The sequence below is a fragment of the Bacillus sp. A015 genome (genome assembly GCF_053851875.1).
The window spans coordinates 1-11,341 of sequence record NZ_JBSPZB010000034.1 but is presented as its reverse complement, the minus strand read 5'-3'; the positions used below and the strand labels follow the sequence as shown (position 1 = coordinate 11,341).

General features: G+C 40.8%; 18 protein-coding genes. 9 read left to right on the top strand and 9 right to left on the bottom strand.

Translation table 11 applies throughout. The features are described from left to right. Positions 1 to 191 precede the first annotated feature (191 nt). The 4 genes from ACSLGF_RS18320 to ACSLGF_RS18305 form a co-directional block, all read right to left on the bottom strand. Entirely contained in the window at positions 192 to 383 is a 192-nt protein-coding gene (locus ACSLGF_RS18320; protein ID WP_456007702.1) for a hypothetical protein, read from the bottom strand. A gap of 25 nt (positions 384 to 408) precedes the next feature. Continuing rightward, positions 409 to 567 (bottom strand): DUF1540 domain-containing protein, encoded by a 159-nt coding sequence (locus ACSLGF_RS18315; protein ID WP_456007700.1) that lies wholly within the window; start codon positions 565 to 567, stop codon positions 409 to 411. Positions 568 to 635: 68 nt separating this feature from the next. Beyond that, complete coding sequence (locus ACSLGF_RS18310) at positions 636 to 1,682, bottom strand: cytochrome d ubiquinol oxidase subunit II (protein WP_456007704.1); 1,047 nt, start codon at positions 1,680 to 1,682, stop codon at positions 636 to 638. Positions 1,683 to 1,704: 22 nt separating this feature from the next. Continuing rightward, a complete protein-coding gene (locus ACSLGF_RS18305; protein WP_230031100.1) occupies positions 1,705 to 3,036 on the bottom strand; it encodes a cytochrome ubiquinol oxidase subunit I in 1,332 nt (443 codons plus the stop codon). Positions 3,037 to 3,211: 175 nt separating this feature from the next. Here ACSLGF_RS18305 and ACSLGF_RS18300 point away from each other — a divergent pair, with 175 nt between their 5' ends. Beyond that, positions 3,212 to 3,454, top strand: a complete 243-nt coding sequence (locus ACSLGF_RS18300) for a type B 50S ribosomal protein L31 (RefSeq protein ID WP_041086807.1) — start codon at positions 3,212 to 3,214, stop codon at positions 3,452 to 3,454. 272 nt (positions 3,455 to 3,726) lie between these two features. Here ACSLGF_RS18300 and ACSLGF_RS18295 read toward each other — a convergent pair whose 3' ends face one another. Continuing rightward, positions 3,727 to 4,710: a metal ABC transporter solute-binding protein, Zn/Mn family gene (locus ACSLGF_RS18295; RefSeq protein ID WP_456007698.1), complete on the bottom strand. Its 984-nt coding sequence runs from the start codon at positions 4,708 to 4,710 to the stop codon at positions 3,727 to 3,729. A gap of 213 nt (positions 4,711 to 4,923) precedes the next feature. Here ACSLGF_RS18295 and ACSLGF_RS18290 point away from each other — a divergent pair, with 213 nt between their 5' ends. Continuing rightward, on the top strand, positions 4,924 to 5,490 hold the full coding sequence (locus ACSLGF_RS18290; protein ID WP_099728614.1) for a beta-class carbonic anhydrase: 567 nt from the start codon (positions 4,924 to 4,926) through the stop codon (positions 5,488 to 5,490). 1 nt (position 5,491) lies between these two features. Here the strand turns inward: ACSLGF_RS18290 and yidD are convergent, their stop codons facing one another. Beyond that, positions 5,492 to 5,716 carry a membrane protein insertion efficiency factor YidD gene (yidD, locus tag ACSLGF_RS18285; protein ID WP_003217666.1) on the bottom strand — a complete coding sequence of 75 codons (225 nt, stop codon included), beginning with the start codon at positions 5,714 to 5,716 and terminating at the stop codon, positions 5,492 to 5,494. Positions 5,717 to 5,843: 127 nt separating this feature from the next. Here yidD and ACSLGF_RS18280 point away from each other — a divergent pair, with 127 nt between their 5' ends. Together ACSLGF_RS18280 and ACSLGF_RS18275 are read left to right on the top strand one after the other, a co-directional pair. Continuing rightward, on the top strand, positions 5,844 to 6,317 hold the full coding sequence (locus tag ACSLGF_RS18280) for an S-ribosylhomocysteine lyase (protein ID WP_456007696.1): 474 nt from the start codon (positions 5,844 to 5,846) through the stop codon (positions 6,315 to 6,317). 119 nt (positions 6,318 to 6,436) lie between these two features. Continuing rightward, positions 6,437 to 6,871, top strand: coding sequence for a FixH family protein (locus ACSLGF_RS18275; protein WP_456007694.1), 435 nt, complete (start codon positions 6,437 to 6,439; stop codon positions 6,869 to 6,871). 8 nt (positions 6,872 to 6,879) lie between these two features. Here ACSLGF_RS18275 and ytzI read toward each other — a convergent pair whose 3' ends face one another. Next, on the bottom strand, positions 6,880 to 7,026 hold the full coding sequence (gene ytzI / locus ACSLGF_RS18270; RefSeq protein ID WP_099728598.1) for a YtzI protein: 147 nt from the start codon (positions 7,024 to 7,026) through the stop codon (positions 6,880 to 6,882). Positions 7,027 to 7,157: 131 nt separating this feature from the next. On the opposite strand from ytzI, the gene ACSLGF_RS18265 reads away from it, so the two are divergent. The 4 genes from ACSLGF_RS18265 (at position 7,158) to ACSLGF_RS18250 (ending at position 8,820) form a co-directional block, all read left to right on the top strand. Continuing rightward, on the top strand, positions 7,158 to 7,595 hold the full coding sequence (locus ACSLGF_RS18265) for a Dps family protein (protein WP_099728599.1): 438 nt from the start codon (positions 7,158 to 7,160) through the stop codon (positions 7,593 to 7,595). A gap of 119 nt (positions 7,596 to 7,714) precedes the next feature. Continuing rightward, a complete protein-coding gene (locus ACSLGF_RS18260; RefSeq protein WP_008342942.1) occupies positions 7,715 to 7,906 on the top strand; it encodes a hypothetical protein in 192 nt (63 codons plus the stop codon). 157 nt (positions 7,907 to 8,063) lie between these two features. After that, positions 8,064 to 8,468, top strand: coding sequence for a phage holin family protein (locus ACSLGF_RS18255; protein ID WP_456007692.1), 405 nt, complete (start codon positions 8,064 to 8,066; stop codon positions 8,466 to 8,468). A gap of 43 nt (positions 8,469 to 8,511) precedes the next feature. Continuing rightward, entirely contained in the window at positions 8,512 to 8,820 is a 309-nt protein-coding gene (locus ACSLGF_RS18250) for a hydrolase (RefSeq protein ID WP_191097180.1), read from the top strand. A gap of 202 nt (positions 8,821 to 9,022) precedes the next feature. Here the strand turns inward: ACSLGF_RS18250 and ACSLGF_RS18245 are convergent, their stop codons facing one another. Then, complete coding sequence (locus ACSLGF_RS18245; RefSeq protein WP_456007691.1) at positions 9,023 to 9,814, bottom strand: AIM24 family protein; 792 nt, start codon at positions 9,812 to 9,814, stop codon at positions 9,023 to 9,025. Positions 9,815 to 9,836: 22 nt separating this feature from the next. Then, on the bottom strand, positions 9,837 to 10,490 hold the full coding sequence (locus tag ACSLGF_RS18240) for a TerD family protein (protein WP_456007690.1): 654 nt from the start codon (positions 10,488 to 10,490) through the stop codon (positions 9,837 to 9,839). Between the two features lie 248 nt (positions 10,491 to 10,738). On the opposite strand from ACSLGF_RS18240, the gene ytkD reads away from it, so the two are divergent. Beyond that, positions 10,739 to 11,215, top strand: coding sequence for an RNA deprotection pyrophosphohydrolase (ytkD, locus tag ACSLGF_RS18235; RefSeq protein WP_456007688.1), 477 nt, complete (start codon positions 10,739 to 10,741; stop codon positions 11,213 to 11,215). Positions 11,216 to 11,341: the final 126 nt, after the last annotated feature.

The following is an 11,341-nucleotide window of genomic DNA, read 5'->3' as shown; positions in this document are numbered from 1 at the left end:
GTGAGCAAGTTCTTCTCACAGCTGCGTGCCAGAACATGAAGAAGATTGCCACACACCTAGCGAAGCTAGGCTAGGTGTGTGGGAGGCCTTTTTCATTAAATCTCATCCATCTTACTTACGTTGAAAATAAAAAAGATTGTAGAAAAACATGAGTTTCTCTACAATCTGAAAGAGCGGTGATCCGCTCTTTCTTACTCTTCTGCCAGCTCGCTGTCGTAAGCGAGCTGGCCAATATACTGATGCATCTCATTAGGCATGTTTTTTACATGACCATATTCATAATCCCAAAGGTTTAAAAAGGAGTGAGCTGCCTGATAAAATGCGGCTTCGTCCGCGTCATGAATTTCGTCAAAAAACGTTTGAAGCAGCCGATCGTGTTTCAAAGTGAAGCTCCTCCTTTAATGAGACTTAAAGATCTTGTGGTTTAAACGTTTTACAATCAGTTTCTTCACTTTTCGCAGCCGTATTTCCTGTGTGGCTGACGACATAGATTTCATCTGCTCCACAGCGATTTCCATCATTCCAATAGGAACAGTTATTTACTTCACAAAGGATTTTTTGACTCATACAGATGACCTCCTTTTGAGTATGTCTTTCGTTTATAATGTAACCGAAATGAACGTCGTCCATTCATGTTAATCTTCCTGGCGAATATAGCGCTTATCCTTCATAAACAATTTCCAGAAGAGATAGAACCCAGGAAATAAGATGATGAAACCTACAATATACGTTATAAATAATGCCCTAAATGTGACAGGGTCTGTAAATCCAGACATGATTGTAATATCTGGATAAGCCATATAGGGCAAATGAGCACGTCCATACACATAGCTTGCTAAGAAATATTGAATGGTAATCGCAATGACGGCTAAACGTGGTCTCCCTTTCCGATGCTTAAATCGGCTGTTTGGTATAAATAGGGCCAATCCCGCAAGCAAAAACATGAGCAGGGAAACAAGAAGAATTGGGATGTTCTCCATCATTTTTGAGAACAGCCAATTGGCCTCGCTTCGTAGTGTCAACATGATAAAGAAGGCCATCATGAGAGAAAGTGGACCAGTAATGAGTGCGCCCCTTCTATAAATGCTGTAGGCTTCGTCTTCATCTGCCACATTAGAGAAATCAGCTAAAAGCAAAGATGAGAGAAAAAGGGTGCTGAAAATCGCAAAGCCCACGAAGGAATAGACATTTGCACTTGTAAAGATCAGTCCTAGATCTAACGAGTAGACGTTGTTCTCCTGAAAGATAAATCCACCATGGGTAATCGGGAGAACCATGATGAGGATGGACGGAATGATAAAGCCGCTAATCCCTGAAATGTATGTGACGGCTTTCCGGTATTTTTTAGGCAGTGAATGAGAAAATACGAGAAACCCGCTTCGCAGTGCAAGAAGCAATAAAATGATGCTGCCCGGTATTAATAAAACGGTGCCAAGCACAAAGGTCGCGCCTGGAAACAGGCTAAACAATGCGACGACGATGGCCACAATGAATACGTTTGTCACTTCCCATGTTGGAGAGAGGTACTTATTTGCGATATTAGCGGCCTTTGTTTGCTCTCTATTCATATAAATCATCGACCAAAATCCTGCGCCGAAATCCATTGATGCCATCACTGCGTAGATAAAAACGAATCCCCATAAGATGGTGATTGCAATGAGCGCATCAGTTGTAACATCCATTTGCATCAAGATCGCTCCCTTTTTAAGATTCTGTTAACCGTAGGTCTTCTTCAATTGAATGTTTTCTAAAGTAGTACGTCAGTACAATAACGGTTGCTATGCCTAAAATGAGATAGACAATGGCAAAAAGGATGAAGAGTGTCCCAATAGAGCCTGATGACGTGACGACCTCTGAGGTTTTGAGCATTCGATAAATGACCCATGGCTGGCGGCCTGTACATGCAAAGATCCAGCCAAATTCAATGGCCAAAAGACTAAGTGGTCCGCCGAATAAGTAAAGAAAAAGGAGCCACTTCGGATAATGTTCACGTTTTAAAATTTTACGGTAGAGCAGTGCTAACACAGCAAATAGAATGAGCACTGATCCAATAATGACCATTCCGTTAAATAACGTGTGAATAAATAAAGGCGGCCACTCGTCTCTAGGAAAATCATTTAAGCCTTTGACCACTGTATCAAAGCTATTTCCTGCGAGAAAACTAAGGGCCCAAGGGATTTCTATAGCACCTTTAATTTCCTGCGAATCGACATCAGTAAAACCACCTATTGCAAGAGGCGCGTGTGATTGCGTTTCAAATAAACCTTCTGCACCCGCTAACTTTTCAGGCTGATATTCATACAGGAGCTGAGCGGATTCGTGACCGTTTAAAGCTGTAAGAAAAGAGAAAAGTCCACCTACAATGAGTCCAAGAAAAAGGGCTTTTCGATGAAACGAATAGAGCTTCTCATTCTTTCTTGTTTTGAGCATTTTAAAAGCAGCCACTGAAGCAATCACAAAGGCACCTGTTGTAAAAGCAGACAGCACGACATGTGTAGCGGTCACAACAAAACTTGGATTGAAAAAGGCCTTCCAAGGCTCAATATTTGTGATTTCTCCATTGACCATCTGAAAGCCAGCAGGTGTTCCTTCAAAAGCATGTACGTTTGTAATCAGAATTGCTGAAGCGGCTGCGCCGATCACAACAAAAATAACGGTAATGATGCGCATAGCAGGTGAGAGGCGATCCGCTGCGTACACATAGATAGACATAAATAATGCTTCAATAAAAAAAGCATAGATTTCAATCTGAAATGGAAGTGACATGACCTTTCCGATGACCTCCATAAAACCCGGCCATAGAAGGGCAAGTTGCGTACCGGCAATGGTACCAGTTGGAATGGCGACGCCTAATAGGACAGCCTGTGCCTTTGTCCACCGCTTGGCCATGACTGCATAATGCGGGTCTTTCGTTTTTTGAAAGATGAGTTCAGCTAATAAAATCATTAGCGGGATTCCGACGCCAAGCGAGGCATAAATAATATGAAAGCCCATTGTTGTACCGAACAGGCTTCTGGCTAAAACGAGATCAGTCAATTTTTTCTCCGCCTTTCTTATCGCTTCTCTTTTTCATGATGCTTATTATTCTCCACCATTTTTAGATTATTCTTCCTGACTAAGAAAGCTTGTTTTTTGACAAGTTGTAAAAGAGGGAGTAGAATATAATTGTAAAGCGTAATCATTACGTTTTGATACGAAAGGAGTTTTGACATTGAAAAGAGATATTCATCCAACCTCACATGAAGTTGTATTTATGGACGTAAACAGCGGTTATCGCTTCTTGAGTAGATCAACAAAGACATCAAACGAAACAGTAGAGTGGGAGGATGGGAAAACGTATCCTGTCATTAAGGTAGAAACAAGCTCTGATACGCATCCATTTTATACAGGGCGCCAGAAATTCGGAGAAAAAGGCGGCAGAGCCGAACTGTTTAAGAAAAAATACCAAATGTAAAAAAGAAGCACACCCTATAAAGGTGTGTTAGATTGTTGACAAAGGGCTAAAATGAACTTTATTTTAGCCCTTTGTCTTCTTTTCAGCGTGATATGAAAACCCTTGAAGTCTAGGAAGAACGAGTACCGGAGCGGAGCGAATTTGACATTCGTGAGCACCGGCACGCAGGACTGACACCGAATGCGAGAGTTTGTCTACACGCTGGCACACCCTATAAAGGTGTGTTTTTTATGCAGCAAAAACCCCCGGCTGATCGCGCGGGGTTTGAGGAATTAATCATTTAAAGCGGTTTTTAAGGTGTTTAAATTTTGTTTCATTAAGCTGACGTAGCTTTCGCCATTTTTGGCATCATCTTCAGTAATGGATTCTAGATTTTTGAGTGTGAGGCTTTTTGCCCCAATTTCACTGCGGATCGTATCTGATACTTTACTGCTGACGTTATTTTCAAAAATCACATATTGAATGTGCTGCTTTTCTGCCTGTTGTACAATATTTTGGAGCTGCTTTTGTGAAGGCTCTTCAGAAGCGGAGAGTCCTAATACACTGATCTGCTCAATACCATAGCGCTTTTCCCAATAACCGTAAGCTGCGTGAGAAACAAGAATTTCTTTATGTTTTGCTTTAGATAACGTTGTTTTGAATTCCTGATCTAACGATTGTAATTCTTTTTTTAGTTTTTCATAGTTTTTTGTGTATTCATCTTTATGATCTGGATCTAATGAAACGAGTGTATCTTTAATGTTTTTCGCCATTTGCTGCGCATAGACAGGGTCTAACCATGCATGTGGATCTTTATCCCCGTGATCGTGTCCATCATGGTCGTGATCTTCACCTTCATGATCGTGGTCGTCGCCTTCTTCATGTGCATGTTCTTCTTTTGTCGATAACAGTTTGATGCCTTCAGCAGCTTTGACAGTTTTCACGCCTTGGTCTTTTAACGTAGCAGCTGTTTTGTCAGCGAATGCTTCAGCTCCTGTGCCGCTGTAGATGAAGGCATCACCTTCAGCCATGTCAACCATCGTTTTTGAACTTGGTTCAAAGCTGTGTGCATCTGCATTGGCAGGGTACACACTTTGAGCATGAACGTGAGAGCCGCCAATTTTTTCAGTGAAATCTTGAACTGGGAAGATCGTGGTGTAAATGGTTAATTTCCCGTCTGCATTTCCTTTTGAAGCATTTGTCCCCGCACTGCTTGAGCAAGCGGCAAGACCGATCGCGAATAAAGCAGCTGTTAAAATAAAAAAGATTTTTTTCATCTAAAAAATGTCTCCTCTCAACTTATTAGATAGAAATGATTACGATTTAATGTCCTGAGTTATTGTATCGTAATAATTACGATTTGAAAAGAGGAAAATAAAAATTTCTCATCAAGCAGATGTTTCCTCTAAAAAATACGATGCAAAACGTGACGAAATTTCAAACATTGTGCTATATTTATTTAAAAAAAAGATAAAGGAATGGACAAACATATGAAACTTTTAGACGAAATCATCGAATACAATCAACAATTTATTGAAGAGAAGAAATACGAAGAATTTACAACAACGAAGTTTCCACAGAAAAAAGCTGTCGTTCTATCATGTATGGATACAAGACTTGTTGAACTACTTCCGCGTGCAATGAACATGAAAAATGGAGATATTAAGATTGTCAAAAGTGCTGGTGCTCTTGTTTCTCATCCATTTGGAAGTATTATGCGAAGCATTTTAGTGGCTGTCTATGAATTAAATGCTGACGAGGTTTACGTCATCGGGCATCACGATTGCGGCATGAGCAAAATAGATAGCCAAACCCTTTTAAATAAAGCTATTGAGCGTGGTATTCCAGAAAAACGAATTGAAGTACTGGAATACTCAGGAATCGATTTTAAACAGTGGCTCAAAAGCTTTAGCTCAGTTGAAGAGAGTGTGAAGGACAGTGTGTCCGTTGTGAGAAATCATCCGCTTCTTCCATCAGATGTGCCTGTACACGGGCTTGTGATTGATCCTGGAACAGGTAAGCTTGACTTAGTTGTCAACGGATATGAAGAAAAGTAATTTATTTTTCCTTTTTAGGCGGAACAGGGTCGATGCCGCCGGGGTGCAGCGGGTGACATTTTAAAATCCGTTTGATTGTGAGCCAGCCGCCTTTTAAAGCGCCATGCGTTTTGATCGCCTCTAGTCCATAGTTTGAGCAGGTTGGATAAAACCGGCAGCTAGGCGGTGTAAGAGGGGAAATACATTTTTGGTAAAAGCGAATGATGCCGATAAAAATCTGTTTCATCGAGGTTCCTCCTTGTCTGTCTTCCACAGTATAAGAAAAAAGGACAAGGAAGGGAAGTTTTATAAACTAAACTGGTTGGAGAAATATGTTATAATATAGGAAATCTCAATTATAGGAGTGGTGATTAATGCCTTCAGTCGAAAGCTTTGAACTTGACCATAATGCTGTAAAAGCGCCTTACGTTCGTCATTGCGGCGTTCATAAAGTGGGATCAGATGGTGAAGTAAATAAATTTGATATTCGTTTTTGTCAGCCAAACAAGCAGGCGATGAAACCTGATACGATTCATACATTAGAGCATTTACTTGCGTTTAATATTAGAACACACTCAGATAAATATGATCATTTTGATATCATCGATATTTCTCCAATGGGCTGCCAGACAGGCTACTATTTAGTCGTCAGTGGTGCACCAACACCAAAAGAGATCGTTGAACTGCTTGATGCAACATTCAAGGATGCAGTTGAGGTAACAGAAATTCCTGCTGCAAATGAAGAGCAATGCGGTCAAGCAAAGCTTCATGATCTTGAAGGAGCGAAACGTTTAATGCGTTTCTGGCTTTCACAGGATCAAGAAGAGCTTTTAAAAGTATTTGGTTAATCGGATAATGAACCGGGCATACAGATGTCCGGTTTTTTTATATGAAATCGATCATCAGATGTAAAAACAGGGGATATTTGTTAAAATGGACATGTCAATAAAAGAAGGGGGAAACTCGGATGCGAAAAATGATGGGAATCATTCTGATGCTCGCGTTACTTAGTGCATGTGGAAACTCTGCAGCGAGCAACGACAAAGGGGAAGTGCCTGAGTTATTAGAAGTCAAGCTTACAGGACCGGAGCAAGTGGAGAAAAATGAAAGCGTTATAGTAAAAGCAGCTGTCACATATGGTGATACGCCTGTTGATGATGCAGATGATGTTCAATTTGAAGTGTGGAAAGATGGCGATAAGGATAACAGTAAGATGATTCAGCCAAAGAAAGAGAATAAAGGTGTATATGAATTGCATACAGCCTTCAAAAAAGATGGCCTTTATATCATACAAGTCCATGTGACAGCTAAACAGCAGCATAATATGCCGAAGACAAACATCCACGTAGGTAAGGTGAAAAAAGAAAGTTCATCTACTGAAGAAGAAACCTCACATCATTGAAAGCGGTTTTATTTTGAGTTAGGACGTTGGTTTGGTTCAGCATCCTTTGGTGAATCGACTTTATGCTTGTATTCATAAGCCTTTGATGTCGTCCATAGTGATAAAAAGACAACGATTGAGATAATGATAAAGCTGATAATCCCAAGTAACAGCATCTAACTCCCTCCTTATTTCCATATTAACATATATTTCATGCAGTCAAAATAGAAGAAATTGATGGCAGGTTTCAGTATAATAAAAAAAGGGTATTCTCATACTAAACGCAACTATATTAGGAGGAATCAACATGTCAGAAAAATTATTAAACGTCGTCAATAAACAAGTAGCTGATTGGACTGTACTTTATGTGAAATTACATAACTATCACTGGTATGTAAAGGGGAAAGACTTCTTTACACTCCATGAAAAATTCGAGGAATTGTATACAGAAACAGCCACATATATTGATGATTTGGCTGAGCGTATGCTTGCATTAAATGGAAAGCCTGTTGCGACAATGAAAGAGTGCTTAGAAATCTCTAGCATTCACGAAGCTGAAGGCAAAGAATCAGCTGAGCAAATGGTGAAAAATCTATTTGATGATTTCTCCAATATTGCAGAGGAATTAAAGCAAGGAATGGAACTGGCTGCAGAGGTTGGCGATGAAACAACAGGTGATATGTTACTAGCCATTCATCAATCCATTGAAAAACACAACTGGATGCTAAAAGCATTTTTAGGATAATACGAATGTGGAAGGAATGTCGATCATAAGATCGGCATTTTTTTGATGGATTTGTGACAGACAGCCCATTCAAATCATAGGGCTTTAAGCCGAAGAGAAAAGAGAAGGGAGGGGAGAAGATGTCCTCAATTGCAGGAATGATGAGTCAGCAAGTGGCAAGTATTCAAAAAACACTCAATATTAGTTTGTTGAATTCACAGCTTGCCACCAACACAGCACAAGCCATGGTGATGCTGGATCAAGTACAGCAGCAGCCCCAAGCTGTTCAGCCTAAAGATTCAGATGCTACATTTATTGATGTCAGGGTTTAACGAGAAAGCCGCCTTTCACAGGCGGCTTTTTTACGGTTTTATCAGTGTTTTCGAGCAAAATGACCCCGCCTTTATTTTTTGTCGTCCAAGCTATTGATCAGATCTGGCATATACTATTCATGTAAAGAGTTCCACTCTGAAAGGATGTTGATGCCAAGTGAGCAAAGATTTAGGCATCGTTTCGTTGTTTACAGTTAGTTTGTCGGCAATGGGCTTTCTGTTTGGTGGAGCAGGATATTTACTGATGACATTAGTGACACTGATGGCAATTGAATTAATTTGTTCAAGCCTAAGAGAATCTGTGACTGGACAGCTCACAATGAAGCGGTTTTTTACTAGGCTAGTTCGAAAGGTTGTGACGATCTCCTTAATATCCATGGCACATTTCTTCGATGTCATGCTGAAAACAAATGGGACGATCAAGGATTTAGCGCTCATCTTTTATATCATTTATGAATCCTACCAAATCGTCTCGACAGCCAAAGCCCTCGGAATTCCCATCCCACAGTTATTCATTGATGTGTTAGACATGATTAAAAATAAATTGCGAAAAAAGCCGTAATTTGTCCATATCTGGTCATACTAAAGGAAAAAGGATGAATCAGATGGCGAGACACACGTACTATGTATCCGTGCAAGACGGGTCGATATCACAGCACAGAGATGCGGCTGCTTGGCAATTTCAAATAGAAGCAGACGATGATCAAATTTTGCAGCTGAGAGACTATTTTGATGAGCAGTATATGACAGATTGGAAAGGCTTCTTTCGGGCACATGTTCCATTCCTTGAATATCATTATGATAGTCCAAATGACGAAATGGACAGAAAAAGAAAAGAGATTTACTCGATGATTTATGAGCTAGGGAATGAAGAGACAAAGAACTTTATTGAGACAAATGGGTTAATGAATTGAAAAGGCATGTAGAATTTTCTACATGCCAGACTGTTGACAAAGGGCTAAAATGATCTTTTATTTTAGCCCTTTGTCTTCTGTTCAGCGTGATAGAAAGCCCTTGAAGTCTAGGAAGGACGAGTACCGGAGCGGAGCGAATTTGACATTCGTGAGCACCGGCACGCAGACCTGCGGGCGAATGCGAGGGTTTGTCTACATGCTTTTATTTTCGCGGATTTAAGATGCCTCCGATCAGATCACTGATCCCGCCTCTGTTTTCCTGCTGCGATTGATGTGAATTTGTTAATTCGTGAGAGGCGCTTTGGCTCTGAGGCTTGTAGCGGTTATCATCTAAACCGACCCGCATCCCAGAAGTGCGTTCAAATGGCTGGATAATGACAATTTGGTCTGGTTCTTGGAATTCAAATAAGTAGGATTCGCCAGAAGTTTGTCCAATGAAGGTTTTCCAGTTGACATCTAATTTGACTTTCGGTGCTTTGCCCGTCCAAGCGACAATGGCGTCAGGATCTACACGGCAAGGTGCTTTTAGGATGAGCGGGTTTCCAGTCGTTTTAATGGCAACTTGGGCCCCGTGCCCCTGGTAGGAAAGCTTTGAGGTAAACAGCCCTTTCTGTGATAAAATACCAACGCCTACTGGTGTCACGCCGTAGTGGCATTCCTCAGTAAAGGCAAGTAAATCTTCGCTTTCTACGCTCACATGCTGCCAAGGACCGCTCGGCTCTAGATTAATCACTGTCACGTGCTCGCTTGAATCAGCTAAATAGCAAGTACCTTGACCACTCACTTCCATCATCTCGAGGTTTTCACCTGTCAATTTCCTGCTGATATGGTTAAATACTTGACTGACCATATTTCCTTTATTCGTTCCAAGTAATCTCTTGCGGTATTGAAACGTTCCTTGATCGGCAATCATAGCGCCTTTTTTGGCAAAAAAGACCCCACCGCCCTCTGCTTGTAAGGTGAGTTCTTCTATCGTATTGAAATGAAATCCCATTGGTGCTGGCTCCTTTCCTGCGTCAAGATGTGAATCCATAGATGCGGCATAAATCGTTTAAATCCAGGGTGGTACCTTGTCCGGTGGCGGTGATCTTCCATTCATGCTGATCTCTCGTTAGTTCAGCACAAATGATGGATGTACAATACGAATAATCCTCTGTTAACTGAAAGGTACAAATCTCTTGCTGCGAGATTTGATCAGACAGGCGCAGGTAGGCATTGGTGACTTGTCCAAAATGATGCGTGCGCTCGTGTGCATCATGTATCGTCGCTGTTACGACGATTTTATGAATATCAGGTGAGACTCTGCTTAATTGCATAATGATGATTTCATTGTCTCGATATCCTCCGCCAAACTGATGATCACCAAGATGACGAACAGCTCCGTCTAAGCTTTGCTTCTGATGATAATAGATCAGATGTTTTGGGGACAACAGCTTGTCCTCCTTATTTAAGAGAAAAACTTGCGTATCTAAATCAATCGGCTGACCAGACAAATCCCAGTCGAGCCCGATATGAATTTGGTCGATATTTGGATTGTCTTTCGTCAAGTCTAGCTTTTGCCCTTTCATGAGGTGTTTCTTGATCGCCTCATGAGGTGCGTCTTCTTTCTCGTTTTTGCTGAGTGGAAGCGGCTGATTCTTTTCTTGTTTTGACCCATTTGTTATGCTCATGCTGGTTTCCTCCTCGTCGTTATAGGACAAACACTGATTCATTTACGTCATAAGGGGTAAAAAGGTTTCATGATTAAAAATGGACGAAAATGGAGATGATAAAAAGGTTTTAGCGAGAATACCTCATTTTAAATACAGACGAGATGGAACCACTCGTTTGTTTCACTTTTGATAAAAATTCTTCAGAAAAATGTGATCTGTGGTATGATGTTTTACAAGAAGCAAGGACAGGATATGAGGGATTTTACATGCATGTATTTAAAGACTATTATCATAATACGGTCAAGCTCTCTTTTGAAAAGAAGCCTTTTTCAAGTCATCCTAAGCATGTTTGGGCCATCTGCCGCTACCAGGGGAAATGGCTGCTCACTGAACATGAGGATCGGGGCTATGAGTTTCCAGGAGGGAAAGTAGAGCCAAATGAAGAAGCGGACCAAGCCGCTATACGGGAGATTCAGGAAGAGACGGGTGCTGTTGTTCGTGAATTAACGTATATTGGTCAATATCAGGTGCTTGGCAGAGAAAAGATCATTGTGAAGAATATTTATTTCGCTGATATTGAAAGGCTTGTCAAGCAAGACACGTATTTTGAAACGAAAGGACCCGTTCTTTTCGCAGACTTACCAAGAGCCATCTCAAAAAATAAAAATTTCAGTTTTATTATGAAAGATGATGTCTTAAGACAAAGTCTTGCTTATTTAGAAAAGAACGGTTTGATTCGTTAAAAAAGCGCAGGGAGACAGGGGACTGACCCCCGTTTTTGAGACAGGGATCAAAACACCTTTATACAGCCAATTGCCGATAGTTTATCGGTGATTGGTTGTTTAGTTTCGTTTGAATGCGAATGTTGT